General features: G+C 75.0%; 9 protein-coding genes. 6 read left to right on the top strand and 3 right to left on the bottom strand.

What is annotated here, in order from left to right; genetic code table 11:
- Window positions 1–154 precede the first annotated feature (154 nt).
- Window positions 155–1,654 (bottom strand): VWA domain-containing protein, encoded by a 1,500-nt coding sequence (locus VEW93_09700; protein HYI62064.1) that lies wholly within the window; start codon window positions 1,652–1,654, stop codon window positions 155–157.
- Between the two features lie 10 nt (window positions 1,655–1,664).
- Window positions 1,665–2,582, bottom strand: coding sequence for a MoxR family ATPase (locus VEW93_09695; GenBank protein ID HYI62063.1), 918 nt, complete (start codon window positions 2,580–2,582; stop codon window positions 1,665–1,667).
- Between the two features lie 93 nt (window positions 2,583–2,675).
- Between VEW93_09695 and VEW93_09690 the strand changes: the two genes are divergently transcribed.
- Entirely contained in the window at window positions 2,676–3,776 is a 1,101-nt protein-coding gene (locus VEW93_09690; GenBank protein HYI62062.1) for a PHB depolymerase family esterase, read from the top strand.
- Window positions 3,777–3,938: 162 nt separating this feature from the next.
- The gene (locus VEW93_09685) at window positions 3,939–8,105 is read left to right on the top strand and encodes a DUF4214 domain-containing protein (protein ID HYI62061.1); all 4,167 of its coding nucleotides are present in this window, start codon (window positions 3,939–3,941) and stop codon (window positions 8,103–8,105) included.
- Window positions 8,106–8,130: 25 nt separating this feature from the next.
- On the opposite strand, the gene VEW93_09680 is transcribed toward VEW93_09685, so the two are convergent.
- On the bottom strand, window positions 8,131–9,381 hold the full coding sequence (locus VEW93_09680) for a glutamate-5-semialdehyde dehydrogenase (protein ID HYI62060.1): 1,251 nt from the start codon (window positions 9,379–9,381) through the stop codon (window positions 8,131–8,133).
- A gap of 68 nt (window positions 9,382–9,449) precedes the next feature.
- Here VEW93_09680 and VEW93_09675 point away from each other — a divergent pair, with 68 nt between their 5' ends.
- From VEW93_09675 to VEW93_09660, 4 genes are read left to right on the top strand one after another with little or no spacing between them, the layout of a single operon-like run.
- Entirely contained in the window at window positions 9,450–10,058 is a 609-nt protein-coding gene (locus VEW93_09675; GenBank protein ID HYI62059.1) for a GNAT family N-acetyltransferase, read from the top strand.
- The gene (locus tag VEW93_09670; GenBank protein HYI62058.1) at window positions 10,055–11,494 is read left to right on the top strand and encodes an AAA family ATPase; all 1,440 of its coding nucleotides are present in this window, start codon (window positions 10,055–10,057) and stop codon (window positions 11,492–11,494) included. The genes VEW93_09675 and VEW93_09670 overlap by 4 nt, the downstream gene beginning before the upstream one ends.
- A 35-nt stretch (window positions 11,495–11,529) precedes the next feature.
- Entirely contained in the window at window positions 11,530–12,504 is a 975-nt protein-coding gene (locus tag VEW93_09665; protein HYI62057.1) for a hypothetical protein, read from the top strand.
- Window positions 12,501–14,327, top strand: a complete 1,827-nt coding sequence (locus VEW93_09660; GenBank protein ID HYI62056.1) for an extracellular solute-binding protein — start codon at window positions 12,501–12,503, stop codon at window positions 14,325–14,327. The genes VEW93_09665 and VEW93_09660 overlap by 4 nt, the downstream gene beginning before the upstream one ends.
- Window positions 14,328–14,331: the final 4 nt, after the last annotated feature.

Raw genomic sequence — 14,331 nt, 5'->3', positions numbered from 1 at the left:
AACCACCTGTTGTGAACCTCTTCGCCGCACTCACCCGTCGAGCGGGGGACGACCTCCCCGCCCAGCCCACCGATGACGATCTGCTCGCCTGGGCCCTCGAGCTCCAGCGCGAGCCGGTCCGGCGGCGGCCCCTCGTGGCCGAAGCCGTCGTCCGCTAGGCCAGGTAGTCGACGAACTTCTCGAGCTGGCGCAGGTTGCGGCACTCGAAGGTGCCGTCGCAGTGCACGGAGTACTCGCCCACGATGGAGTCGCCGGTGTCCCAGTAGGACTTCGGCTCGGGGTTGAGCCAGTAGAGGTGGCGGGCCCGCTTCTCGATGTCCTTGAGCACCCACGACTGCGACGCGTGGTAGTTGTCCCGCGCGTCCCCGAGGATGATCACGGTCGTCTTCAGCGTGATCTCCTTCGCGTAGGTCTGGTGGAAGACCTCGAAGGCGTGCCCGTAGTCGGAGTGGCCGTCGACCCACACCACGTCGGCCTCGGTGTTGACCCGGTGGATGGCCTCGTTGATGTCCTCGGTGCCCTCGAAGAAGCGGGTCACCTCGTCGATGCCGTCGATGAAGGTGAAGGCGCGCACCCGCGAGAACTGGTGGCTGATGGCGTAGACCAGCATCAGGGTGAAGCGGGCGAAGGCGGCCACCGAGCCGGAGATGTCGGCCACCACGAAGATCTCCGGCTTGTGGGGCCGGGGGTAGCGGAACTTGGGGTCGACGGGCACGCCGCCGTAGCTGAGCGAGCTGCGCACCGTGGCCCGGAAGTCGAGGGGGCCCTTGCGGCCGTGGCGGCGCTTGCGGGCCAGGCGCACGGCCAGCCGCCGGGTCAGGGGGTAGAGGGCCTTGCGCAGGTTGGCCATCTCGTCCCGGCTGGCGTGCATGAAGTCCACGTCCTCGGGCAGCGGCTTGCGCAGGGTGCGGGCCATGGCCTCCACCCCCCGGTCGGCCACCAGGCGGCGCCGGATCTCGGCCTCCACCTCGCGCTTGAGGTGCTCGATGCGGGTCTGGAACTCGTCACGCTCCAGGCGCTCCTCCAGGGACGTCAGGTCCTCGCCGGCCTCCTGGCGGGTGGCGTCCATGAGCCGGTCCAGCACCGCGTCCAGGTCGAGGTTCCGCAGGGTCCGGTACAGGTAGTAGGTGCCACCCACCGGCCGGCCCGGCTCCATGCCGGCGTAGCGCCGCACGGCCTGGCGGGCCAGGGCCCGGACCATGGCGTCGTTGCCGCCCATCAGGGCCTGGTACAGCATCTCGGCCAGCTGCTCGGCGCTGAGGGGCTCGCCCCCGCCGCCGGCCCCCTGGCCCTCCCCCTCGCCGGGTCCGGGGAGCTGCCCGTCGGCGTCGTCGGGGTCGATCTCCCCCGGGTCGAGGACGTTGCCGTCCTCGTCGATGGCGTGCTGGGCCCCCCGCAGCGAGAAGTACACCTCGAACACCGTCTCGAAGGCCCGCCAGTGGGCGCTGGACTTCACCAGGGTGGCCCCGAGGGCGTACTTGAAGGCGCTGCGGTCCTCCAGCGGGATGTGCTTGACCGCTTCGAGGGCGTCGAGGTTCTCGGTCAGGCTGACCGGCAGGCCGGCCTCGCGCAGCTCGACGATGAAGCCCGACAGCAGGGCGAGCAGGGCCTCGCCCGAGGCCAGGGTGGCGGCGCCGGCGTCGGGCTCGGTCATCGGAGCCGGCCTACTTGGGCCCGGGGGCGTAGGCCTTCACGGCCGACTGGTCGCTGGCCAGCTCCCGCACCGCCTTGGCGATGTCGGACTGGTACTTGAGCAGGATGTTGGCCGTGCTGGTGGCCGTCTCGGCGTCGACCTCGGTGACCCCCAGCAGCAGCAGGGTGCGGGCCCAGTCCAGGGTCTCGGACACCGATGGCGCCTTCTTCAGCTCCAGCTGGCGCAGCGACCGCACGATGCGGGCCACCTGGTCGGCCAGGGCCTCGGAGATGTCGGGCACCTTGGCCAGGACGATCTCCCGCTCCCGCTCCAGGTCCGGGTAGTCGACGTGGAGGTAGAGGCAGCGGCGCTTGAGGGCCTCGGACAGCTCGCGGGTGGCGTTGGAGGTGAGGAACACCAGCGGGATCTGGGTGGCGGTGATGGTGCCGAGCTCGGGGATGGAGACCTGGTAGTCGGAGAGGATCTCCAGCAGCAGGGCCTCGGTCTCGACCTCGACCCGGTCGACCTCGTCGATGAGCAGCACCACCGGGTCGGGCGACCGGATGGCCTCCAGGAGCGGGCGCTGGAGGAGGAACTCGTCGGAGAAGATGTCCTCCTCGACCTCGCTCCAGGTGGCGTCGTCGGCCCGCTCGGCCTGGATGCGCAGGAGCTGCTTCTTGTAGTTCCACTCGTAGAGGGCCTTGGACTCGTCCAGCCCCTCGTAGCACTGGAGGCGGATGAGGCGGGCCCCCAGCATCTCGGCCACCGACTTGGCCAGCTGGGTCTTGCCCGTGCCGGCCGGGCCCTCGACCAGGACGGGCTTGCCCAGGCGGTCGGCCAGGTAGACGATGCCGGCGATCCCCTCGTCGGCCAGGTAGGCGGCGTCGCGGAGGCCCTGGCGCACGGCCTCGACGGACTCGAACCGGGGATCGGTCGCAGCTGCGGACATGGCGCGGCAGCGTACCGGTCGGCTTGACCAGCCGGTCAACCGAGATGCCACCTGCCCTCGCCGGTCCCGACCCCACGGCTACCGTGCCGGCCGATGCCACGAACGACGTCCTCCTCGCTCGCGCCCCCGGCCCGCCGGGCCCTGCCCGCCCTCCTCCTGGTCCTGGCCCTGGTGGCCGGGGCCTGCAGCGACGGCGACGGGGAGGGCACGTCATCGACCACCGCCCCGCCCGGGCCGCTCACCACCGGCACCGTCCCCGTGCCGGTCGAGGTCGAGCCCTCGCCGGGCTGCGAGGGCGACCCGCCGGCGCCGGGCCGGCGCACGGTGGAGGTCCGGGCCGCCGGCATCGAGCGCAGCTACGCCATCTACGTGCCCGAGGGCCTCACCCCCGGCCGGCCAGCGCCCCTGGTGCTCCAGTTCGCCGAGGCCTCCCCCGCCTCCGACCAGGAGCGCATCAGCGGCCTCAGCGAGGCGGCGGCGGACGGGACCGTCCCCGCCGAGGAGTGGGGGGCGGTGGTGGTCACGCCCGAGCCGCTGGGCGGGGACGACCCCCGGCGGACCTGGAACCTCACCGACCAGGAGGGCTGGGCCGACGACACCACCTTCGTCACCAACCTGATGCTGGACGTGCGGGCCACCACCTGCCTCGACCTGTCGCGGACCATCGTCGTGGGCTTCGGCGTCGGCGGCTCCATGGCCGCCCAGATGGCCTGCGCCAACGCCAACGACGTGACCCTGCTGGTCGGCGTGGCCGGCCTGGAGTTCCCCCCCGAGTGCGACCCGGTGCGCCCACTGCCCATCCTGATGGTCCACGGCATCGACGACCCGGTGCTCCCCATCGACGGCGGCGGCGACCTGGCGCCCCTGGGCCTGGGGCCGGACACGACCGCCGGCCTGGCCGACCTGCTGGCCCGCCGCCCGTCGGTGCGGGCCACCGCCCTGGACTGGGTGGAGCGCAACGACTGCGAGACGGAGCCGGCCGCCGACGACGTGGCCCCCGGCGCCAACCGTTCGACCTGGACCGGGTGCAACCAGGGCGCCACGGTGACCCTGGTCAGCATCGAGGGGGCCGGCCACACCTGGCCCGGCAGCCAGGGGATGGACGACCTCGTCCCCGCCCTGGGGCCGGTGGCCGACGACGTCGACGCCAACGACCTGATCTGGGACACCTTCCAGGCCCAGCTGCCGGACTGAGCGGCCGTCCCGCAGTACCGTCGTGACCCCTGCCACCTGACCGGGCGGCAGCCGCGGGAGGCCAAGGTGTCGCACGACCATCGCCCACGTCCGGCCCCGGGACCGGGGGGGCGCCGCCGGGCCCGCCGCGGCCGGCGGCGCCTGGCCGCCCCCCTGGTGGCCATGACCGTGCTGGGGGCGATGGCGCCCGCCCCGGCCGCTCCGGCGCCGGGGCCACCCCCACCCCGGGCCGCGGCGGCCTCCCCCCTGAACTGCACGGCCTGGCGCTACGGCCCGGCCGACGAGCCGGCGTCGCTGCCGGCCGAGTACGACCGGGACGACTACCGGCGCACCTCCCGGCGCGACACCCGCCCGGCCCTGCACGGCTCCCCCCAGAACCACTGCGGGCAGAAGGGGGCGGCCGTCGACCTGGCCTGGGGCCGCTCCACCGGCTCGCCCGAGGTGCTCATCGCCGTCCTCGACTCCGGGATCAAGTGGCGCGACGCCGGCGCCATGCGGGACCTGGCCACCAAGACCCACGTCAACGTGGGCGAGGCGGCCCCGCCGTGCGTGGGCACGAAGCCCGACGGGGACTGCGACGGCGACGGGGTCTTCACCATCGCCGACTTCGGCACCGTCACCGACCGCAACGGCAACGGGCTGGCCGACCCGCAGGACCTGATCCTCGCCCCGGCCTTCAGCGACGGGGTCGACGACGACGGCGACGGCTACGTCGACAACATCTCGGGTTGGGACTTCCTCCACGGCGACAACGACCCGTTCGACACCGTGAGCTACGGCCACGGCACCGGCGAGGCCCTCGACTCCACGGCCGCGGCCAACGGCACCGGGACGGTGGGCTCCTGCCCCCGCTGCATGCACCTCCCGGTCCGGGTCAGCGACTCCTTCATCGCCGACGGCGGGCGCTTCGCGGCCGGCGTGCTCTACGCCCTGGACGAGGGGGCCGACGTCATCCAGGAGGCGCTGGGGGCGCTCAACAACCCCCGCCAGGCCCAGGACGCCATCGACGCCGCCTACGCCAGGGGCGTGGTGGTGGTGGCGTCCATGGCCGACGAGGCCGGCACCCACCCCAACCTCCCCGGCTCCCTGGAGCGGACCATGGCCGTCAACTCGGTCACCGAGAAGACCGTCGACCTCCTGGGCCCGGCGCCCGTCGACGGCTACCTGGCCCTCAACGGCTGCACCAACTACGGCGGCCGCACCTTCGTCTCGGTGCCCTCCGACGGTTGCTCCTCGGAGGCCACCGGCCAGTCGGCCGGCATGGTGGGCCTGGTCGAGAGCCACGCCCGGGAGCTGGGCCTCACCCCCCACCCGTCCCTGGCCGGGCTCGGGGGCCCCCAGGCCGGCGACGTGCTGACCGCCAACGAGGTCATGCAGCTGGTCCGGGCCAGCGCCGACGACATCGACTTCTCGACCCCCAACGCCGTGGACCCGGCCAACAACTTCGGCACGCCCACCGGCAACCCCCTGATCGACACCGTGCGCTACCCCACCCGGCCGGGCTGGGACGCCATCCACGGCTACGGCCGCATCAACGCCTACGAGCTGCTGCGGGCCGTGGAGGCCGAGGCCATCCCGCCCGAGGCCATGATCGACGGGCCCCACTGGTTCGACCTGCTGCCCACCTCGGGCAGCGTGGCCGTGACCGGCACGGTGTCGGCCGAGCGGGCCACCTCGTACGACTACCGGGTGGAGTGGGCCCCCGGCGTGCAGGGACCGGCCCACCCGGGCACCGACACCTGGACCACCGTGGCCGAGGAGGAGGGGCTGACCACGGCCCGCTCCGGCACGCTGGCCACCCTCGACCTGGCCGCGGTGGCCGCCGCCCTGCCCGGTGACGGGACCGGCCCGCCCGTCGACCCCAACGACCGCGACCGGCCCGACGAGGAGCGCTTCTCGGTCCGGCTCCGGGTGGTGGTCACCGCCCACGGCGGGCCCGGCGACGGCCTGGAGGGCGAGATGCAGAAGCAGGTCTTCGTCCACCACGACCCCGACCTGGTCGAGGGCTACCCGGCCCGCATCGAGGGCGCCGGGGCGCCCAGCCCCAGCTTCACCGACGTCGACGGGGACGGCACCACCGAGCTGGTGCTGGGCACCGACGACGGCGACGTCCACGCCTGGCGGCCCGACGGCACCGAGCTGGCCGGCTTCCCACTGCGGACCGCCCCGTCGCCGTGGTGGCCGTCGGGCTCGGCCACCGCCGCGGCCGACGACGTCGTGCCCCTGCGGGGCGGGCTCATGCTGGGCGGCCCGGCCATCGCCGACCTCGACGGCGACGACGACAACGAGCTGGTGGTGGCCGACCTCAACGGCCGGGTCCAGGTGTTCAGCGCCACCGGCGCGCCCGGGCCGGCCATGAACGTCGACCCCGCCTACTCGCGAGACCTGCGCACGGCCCAGGACCGCCACAACCGGACCAAGCGGGGCTTCCTGTCCGCCCCGTCCCTGGGCGACCTGGACGGCGACGGCGACCTGGAGATCGTGGCCGCCGCCCTCGACCGCCACGTCTACGCCTGGCACCACGACGGCACCCCGGTCGCCGGCTTCCCGGTGCTGGTGGTGGATCCGGCCAAGGTGGCCGCGGTCGACGCCACCACCCACCGGGTCACCTTCACGGCCGGCTCCGGCGTCGAGGACGGCGGGGAGCTGCTGGCCACCCCGGCCCTGGCCGACCTGGACGGCGACGGGCGACCGGAGATCGTGGTGGGCGGCCAGGAGCAGTACGCCGAGGACCCCAACATCGGTGACGGGCCCGGCGCCGTCGCTCTCCTGGCCGCGGCCGGGCGGGCCGGCAACAGCCGGGTCTACGTCATCTCCCCGGACGGCGCCGGCGCCCACGCCTCGCCCCCCTCGGCCACCCACCCCCACGCCCAGGCCTACCTGCCGGGCTGGCCGGCCAAGGTGGCCATGGCCGCCACCAACCTGCTGCCCACCATCGGCAACGGCGTGGCCATGCCCGCCGTGGTCGGCGATGTCGACCCCACCACCGCCGGGCCCGAGGTGGTGGTGGCCTCCTCCGCCGGGCCCGTCTACGCCTTCGACCGCAAGGGCGACGGCGTGTACGGCACCGGGGACGGCGGCCGCGACATCCCCCTGTTCTGGTCGGCCGGGCTGGGCGGGGAGGACGCCGGCACCTTCGGCCCCGACCGCAACAGCGACGACCTGATCGCCAGCTTCGCCGGCTTCGGCGGGCCGGTGGTGGGCGACCTGGCCGGGGGCGAGGCCCTGGAGGTGACCGCGCCCACCGCCGGCCTGTCCCGGCTCATCGACCTGCTGGTGGCCGACCGCCAGCTCCCCTCCGACGACCAGCTCTCGATGTGGGACGGCGCCAGCCGCCGGCCGCTCCAGGGCTCACCCCAGGCCACCGCCGACCTGGCCTTCTTCGTGGCCCCGGCCGTGGCCGACCTGGACGGGGACGGGCGGCGGGAGAGCATCGCCGGCAACAGCGCCTTCACCCTGTCGGCCTTCGACGCCGCGGGCACCGCCCCGGCCGGTTGGCCCAAGCTCACCGGCGGTTGGACGGTGGGCACCCCGGCGGTGGGCGACTGGGACGGCGACGGCGCCCTGGAGGTGGCCCAGCCCCGGCGCGACGGCGTGCTGCTGGTGTGGACCACGGGGGCCGGCACGGCCGCCGAGGGCGCCGTCAGCTGGTCGCAGTGGGGGTGCGACGCCACCCACGCCGGGAGCTGCGTGGAGGCCGAGCGGTCGGCCGACGTCCGCTACGTGGAGGTGCTGTACCAGCTGGCCCTGGGCCGGCCGGCGGACGGGCCCGGGCGCGACTACTGGGCCGCCCGCCTGGCCGGGGGCACCCCCCGGGGCCGGGCCGTCACCTCCCTGCTGGCCACCCCGGAGGGCCGGCGCCGGCTGTGCCGGCAGGCCTACTCCACCACCCTGGGCCGGGCCGGCGACCCGGCCGGGCTCACCTGGTGCGCCTCCTACCTGGCCCGGGGCCACGACGTCACCGACGTCCGCACCGTCCTGGCCGGTTCCGACGAGATGTGGGACCGGGCCGGTGGCACCGTCGACGGCTTCCTCGACGCGCTCTACCAGGCGGCCCTGGGCCGGGCCGTCGACAGCGGGGCCCGCACCCACTGGCGGGGCCGCCTGGCCGCCGGCACCAGCCGGGCCAGCGTGGCCCGGGCCGTGCTGACCAGCGACGAGGCTCGGGGCCGGCTGGTCGACGGCTACTACCGGCAGGTCTTCGGGCGGGGCGTGGACGGCCCGGGCCGCACCTACTGGGTGAGGTGGCTGGCCGGCCACCGCGACGTCACCCTCCTGGCCCACCTGCTGGCCAGCGACGAGCTCTACAACCGGGCCACCGGCCCCTGACGCGGCCGCCGGCCCGCGGCGCCGGTCAGCCCCGGGTCTGGCCGGTGCCGCGGACCACGTACTTGGCCGTGGTCAGCTCCCGGAGGCCCATGGGGCCCCGGGCGTGCAGCTTCTGGGTGGAGATGCCGATCTCGGCCCCGAAGCCGAACTCCTCGCCGTCCACGAACCGGGTCGAGGCGTTGACCAGGACGGCCGCCGCGTCCACCTCGGCGGTGAAGCGGTCGGCGGCGGCCAGGTCGCCGGTGACGATGGCCTCGGAGTGGCCGGTGCCGTAGCGGGTGACGTGGTCGATGGCCTCGTCGAGGGAGGGCACCACCCGCACCGCCAGCTTGAGGTCCAGGAACTCCCGGGCCCAGTCGTCCTCGCCGGCCACCCCGGCCGCCGGCACCAGGGCCCGCACCCGCTCGTCGCCCACCAGCTCGACGCCGTCGAGCTCGGCGGCCAGGGCCGGGAGGAAGGCCTCGGCCACGTCCTGGTGGACCAGCACCGTCTCGGTGGCGTTGCACACCGACGGCCGCTGGGTCTTGCCGTTGACCACGATGGCCCGGGCCATGTCCAGGTCGGCGGCCGCGTCCACGTAGACGTGGCAGTTGCCATCGCCGTCGATGACGTAGGGGACGGTGGCGTTGTCCAGGATCGACCGGATGAGCGACGGCCCGCCCCGGGGGATCAGGCAGTCGATGGCGTCGCGCTGCTGCATGAACTCCACCGCCGCCTCCCGGCTGGTGTCCTCCACCAGGACCAGGGCGTCGGCCGGCAGGTCCACCTTGGCGTAGGCCTCCCGCAGGACCCCGGCGATGGCCACGTTGGACCGGATGGCGGCCGAGGAGCCCCGTAGGAAGGCCACGTTGCCCGACTTGAGGCACAGCCCGGCGGCGTCGCTGGTGACGTTGGGCCGGTTCTCGTAGATGATGGCCACCACCCCGAGCGGCACCCGCACCCGGGAGATGCGCAGGCCGTTGGGCCGCACCCACCCGTCGAGCACCTCGCCCACCGGGTCGGGCAGGGCGGCCACCTGGGTGAGCCCGCCGGACATGGCCTCGACCCGCCGTGGGTCCAGGCGGAGCCGGTCGACCACGGTGGGCGCGGTGCCGGCCTCGACGGCGGTGGCCACGTCGGCCGCGTTGGCCTCCAGCACGTCGTCGGTGCGGGCCACCAGCAGCTCGGCGGCGGCGTGGAGCCCGGCGTCACGGCGGGCCGCGGGCAGGCGGCCCAGGACCCGGGAGGCGGCCCGGGCCCGGGCCCCGAGGGCGGCGATGGTGGGGGGCGCGGTCACGGCCCGAGCGTACCGACCCCGGGCAACGGACCTCGGGCCGGCCGGACCGGTGCGGCAGACTGCAACCCATGCAGGCCCGGCTGGCCACCACGGCCGACATCGAGCACCTCGGCGCGGCCCTGGCCGCCGCCTTCGCCACCGATCCCGTGTGGGGCTGGGTCGTCGGCGACGCCGACCGCTGGGACCGCCGGGCCCCGGCCATGTTCGCGGCCGAGGTGGCGGCCAAGCGCCGCTACGGGCACACCTACACCACCGACGACCGGGGCGGGGCCGCCCTGTGGGCCCCGCCGGGCACGTGGCGGGGCACGGCGGCCGAGGCCTTCCGCCTGGCCCCTCCCATGCTCCGGCTCACCGGCGGAGCCGGGGCCCGGCGGGGCATCGGCCTGCTGCGGGCCACCGACCGGGCCCACCCCAAGGGCGACCACTGGTACCTGGCCCTGCTGGGCACCCACCCCGACCACCAGGGCCGGGGCGTGGCCTCCTCGGCCCTGGCCCCGGTGCTGGAGCGCTGCGACCTGGACGGCACCGGCGCCTACCTGGAGTCCTCCAACCCGGCCAACGTGCCCTTCTACGAACGCCACGGCTTCCGGGTCACCGACCGCGTCGCCCCCGGCGGCTGCCCCCCGCTCGACCTCATGTGGCGCGACCCCCAGGGCCCCTCCCGCCCGGCGCCGTGATCGCCGATCCCGGGCTGGAGGCCGCGGTCACCGCCTTCGAGACCTCGCTCACCCCGATCGTGCAGGCCCTGGCCGGCACGGTCACCGGCATCGACCGCACCGCCCTGGCCGGTGACGTGACCCGCGAGGCCTACGCCATCACCGCCGCCCTGGTCGACTGCGACGGCATCGCCACCGACGCCGAGCTGTGGTCGCTGCTGGTGCTCTTCGCTCCCCGCCTGGGCGGGGACCTGACCCGGGCCACCCCCGCCGACCTGCGGGCCGCGGGCACCGTCGCCGGGGCCGCCACCTTCCTCGACCAGCCGTCCCCCCTGCTCGACCTGCTGGCCCGCTACGACCACCGCCACGGCACCGGGCACGCCCGCACCTACCACGACCGGGCCGTCGCCATCGCCTTCGCGGTGGCGGCCATCGACCCGTACACCACCGAGGCCGAGGTGCGGGCCATCGAGCGCTTCCGGGCCGTCATGGCCCGGGCCGGCCTCCCCCCCGCTCCCGCTCCCGGGGCCCAGGCCGGGCCCGGCGTGCCCGACCCGGCCACCCTGGCCGGGGGCGGCACCGGCGACGACGCCCCCGGCCAGGAGCCCCTCCCCCCGCCCCGGCCCCTGGACGAGCTGATGGACGAGCTCGACGCCCTGGTCGGCCTGGAGGGCGTGAAGGCCGAGGTCAAGCTGGTCACCAACCTGATCCGGGTCCAGAACCTGCGCCGGGAGCGCGACCTGCCGGTGGTCGACCAGAGCCGCCACCTGGTCTTCGCCGGCAACCCGGGCACCGGCAAGACCACCGTGGCCCGCCTCCTGGCCCAGATCTACCGCACCCTGGGGGTGGTCGAGCGGGGCCACCTGGTCGAGACCGACCGCAGCGGCCTGGTCGCCGGCTTCGTGGGCCAGACCGCGACCAAGGTGGTGGAGGCCTTCGACCGGGCCGACCAGGGCGTCCTCCTGGTCGACGAGGCCTACGCCCTGGTGCGGGGGGGCGGCAACGACTTCGGCCGGGAGGCCATCGACACCCTGGTGAAGCTGATCGAGGACCGGCGGGACCGGCTGGTGGTGGTCGTGGCCGGCTACCCCGACGAGATGGGCGACTTCATCGGCAGCAACCCCGGCCTGCGCTCCCGCTTCCCCAAGACCATCGTCTTCGAGGACTACGGCACCGACGAGCTGGTGGCCATCTTCGCCTCCATGGGCGAGGCCAACGGCTACCGCTGCGACGAGGGGGCGGCCGCCGCGGTGCGGGCCTGGTTCGAGGCCCAGACCCGCGACAAGGGCTTCGGGAACGGGCGGGTGGCCCGCAACCTGTTCGAGGCCAGCGTGGCCCGCCACGCCACCCGGGTGGTGGCCGTCGAGTCCCCCACCGACGCCCAGCTCACCACCCTGGAGGCGGCCGACGTCCCCGGCCCCCACGAGCGGGCCGACTCGACCATCGTCGGCACCTGACACCGCTCCTGTCTGGCACCGCTACCGTCATCGGCGTGCCCCCTCGGCTCGCTCGCCTCCTGGCCGTCGTGGCCGCCCTGGCCCTGGTGGCCGGGGCCTTCGCCCTCCGCACCGCGTTGGCCGACGACGACGGCGGGTCGGTCCGGGCCGGAGGCGACGGGCCCGGCTCCGGCGACGGCCCCTTCCGGATCCTGTGCGACGACGACCTGGGCGCGGCCTGCGAAGCGCTGGCCGGCCAGCCCGGGGTGGCCTCGGTGGTGGTGGTCCGGGCCGGCGACGCCGTCGAGCGGCTCTCCGGCGAGGCGTCCGGTGACGACGCGGCCTACGACGCCTGGCTCACCCTCGACCCGTGGCCGGCCATGCTGGCCTCGGCCGGCGGTGACGGGCCACCGCTGGCCGTGACCGAGGCCGTGCCGGTGGCCTCGTCGCCCCTGGCCCTCCTGATCGACCCCGAGGCGTCGGGCTGCGAGGACGACGCCACCTGGGCCTGCCTGACCGAGCCGGCCCGGAACCCGGTGGGCGTGGCCAGCCTGGCCACCGCCACCGGCCCCCTGGTCCTGGCCCACGCCGCGGTCGGCCTCGAGGGGGACACCGACTTCGGGGTCAACCAGATGGAGGACACCACCCGGGCCGACCTGGCCGACCTGCTGCGGGTGGTCGGCTCCGAACGGAGCCGGACCGCCGCCGAGCAGGCCGAAGGCCTGCTCCAGCCCGGACGGTTCTCGGCCGTGGCCGGCCCCGAGGGCGGGGCCCGGGACCTGGCTGCCCGCCCTCAGGGCCGGCGTCGGGGCCTGGTCGTGGCCGTCCTGGCCCCCGAGGCCACCCTCGGGGTGGTCCTGGCCGGCCTCGGTCCCCGGGGATCGGCGGCTGTCGCCACCCTGCGGGCGGTGGTGACGGGCCAGACTGTCGGTCGAGCCCTCGCCGAGGGGGGCTGGACGGGCCCGGCCTCCCGCACCCGCGGGCTCCCCGACCCCGACGTGATCTACCGCCTGCAGGAGGACCTCGCATGAGACGGCCCAAGGCCCTGGCCCTCCTCCTCACCCTCGGCCTGCTGGCCACGGCCTGCGGGGGCGGGGACGACGACGGCGCCCCGGCCGACGGCGAGGGGGCCGAGGGGTTCGGCGACCCCGGCGACTGCGTGGTGGTCGACCTGGCCGTCTCGTCGGAGAAGGCGTCGCTCATGGCCGAGCTGGCCCGGGCCTTCAACGGCTCCGACGCCGCCGAGCTGCCGGGGGGGGCCTGCGCCTTCGCCCGGCCCCAGACCAAGGCCTCGGGGGCGGCGGCCAGCCTCCTGTCCGAGGGGTGGGACGAGGGCGCCGAGGGCCCCCGCCCGGTGGTGTGGTCGCCCGCCTCCTCCGCCTGGGGGGCCATCGTCAACCAGCGCCTGGCCGACGACGGCGGCGAGCCCATCGTGGGCGAGGCCGAGCCGTTCATGCAGACCCCGCTGGTCATCGCCATGCCCGAGCCCATGGCCGACGCCCTGGGCTACCCCGAGACCCCGGTGGGGTGGGCCGACATCCTCCGCCTGGCCCGCAGCGACGAGGGCTGGGCCGCCTACGGCCACCCCGAGTGGGGCCCGTTCCGCCTGGGCAAGACCAACCCCAACTTCTCCACCAGCGGCCTGTCGGCCCTGGTGGCCCAGGCCTACTCCTCGGCCGGCACCACCAGCGGGCTGTCCACCGAGGACCTGGCCGACCCCGAGGCCGACGCCGCGGCCCGGGCCATCGAGTCGGCCGTGGTCCACTACGGCGACACCACCCTCTCGTTCCTGAACAACTGGTACCGGACCGACCAGCGGGGCACGTCGCTGACCTACGTCTCGGCCGTGGCTGTCGAGGAGAAGTCGGTGATCGACTACAACCGCGGCAACCCCGACGGGAACCTGGATGCCGGTGAGCGCCCCGAGCCGCCCCGCATCCCCCTGGTCTCCATCTATCCGGAGGAGGGGACGATCTACTCGGACAACCCCTACATCGTCCTCGACGCCGAGTGGGTCTCGGCCGAGGAGAAGGAGGCGGCGGCCGCCTTCGAGGACTACCTCCAGCAGCCCGCCAACCAGCGCCAGGTGCTGGAGTTCGGCTTCCGGCCCGGCAACCCCGACGTGGCCGTGGCCGCCCCCATCGTGGCCGCCAACGGCGTCGACCCCGACCAGCCCCGCACCCTGCTGGAGGCGCCCGAGCCGCCGGTGATGGTCGACCTGCTCGACCGCTGGGCCGAACAGCGCAAGAGCGCCCGGGTCATCATCGCCCTCGACGTGTCGGGCTCCATGCAGGAGGCGGCCGGCCCGGGAGGGGAGACCAAGCTCGACCTGGCCAAGGAGGCGGCCATCGAGTCGCTCGACCAGTTCAAGGACGACGACGTCGTCGGCCTGCGCATCTTCACCACCGACCTGCCGGGCGGCGCCAACCACCAGGACGTGGTGGCCCCGGCCCCGGTGGGCACCATCCGGGAGCAGCTGCGCAACGCCATCGACGCCCAGTTCCCCCGCAACGGCACCCCCCTCTACGAGGTGGTGCAGGCCAGCTTCGACGACGCCGCCGAGGCCTACGACGAGAACCGCATCAACGCCGTGGTGGTGCTGTCCGACGGCCGCAACGAGGACGGCGAGGGATCCGACGACGGCCAGCAGCTCGAGCAGCTCTTGGCCGACCTGCGCGCCGCGGCCACCGGCGAGCTGGCCGAGCCCGTCCGCATCTTCCCCATCGCCTACGGCACCGGCGCCGACCTGGAGACGCTGCGCCGCATCGCCGAGGCCACCAACTCCACCGTCTACGACGCCAGCGACCCCACCACCATCACCAAGGTGTTCACCGCCGTGGTGAGCAACTTCTGAGGGC

The organism is Acidimicrobiales bacterium (genome assembly GCA_035630295.1).
In the GTDB taxonomy this organism is placed as follows: domain Bacteria; phylum Actinomycetota; class Acidimicrobiia; order Acidimicrobiales; family Iamiaceae; genus Iamia.
The sequence above is the reverse complement of the archived record's forward strand: the minus strand, read 5'-3'. Positions and strand labels throughout refer to the sequence as shown.

Bases quoted from the DNA above. Each gene is read 5' to 3' on its own strand.
- VEW93_09700 (HYI62064.1), bottom strand. From the start codon at position 1,654: ATGACCGAGCCCGACGCCGGCGCCGCCACCCTGGCCTCGGGCGAGGCC.
- VEW93_09660 (HYI62056.1), top strand. From the start codon at position 12,501: ATGAGACGGCCCAAGGCCCTGGCCCTCCTCCTCACCCTCGGCCTGCTG.
- VEW93_09690 (HYI62062.1), top strand. From the start codon at position 2,676: ATGCCACGAACGACGTCCTCCTCGCTCGCGCCCCCGGCCCGCCGGGCC.
- VEW93_09685 (HYI62061.1), top strand. From the start codon at position 3,939: ATGACCGTGCTGGGGGCGATGGCGCCCGCCCCGGCCGCTCCGGCGCCG.
- VEW93_09695 (HYI62063.1), bottom strand. From the start codon at position 2,582: ATGTCCGCAGCTGCGACCGATCCCCGGTTCGAGTCCGTCGAGGCCGTG.
- VEW93_09675 (HYI62059.1), top strand. From the start codon at position 9,450: ATGCAGGCCCGGCTGGCCACCACGGCCGACATCGAGCACCTCGGCGCG.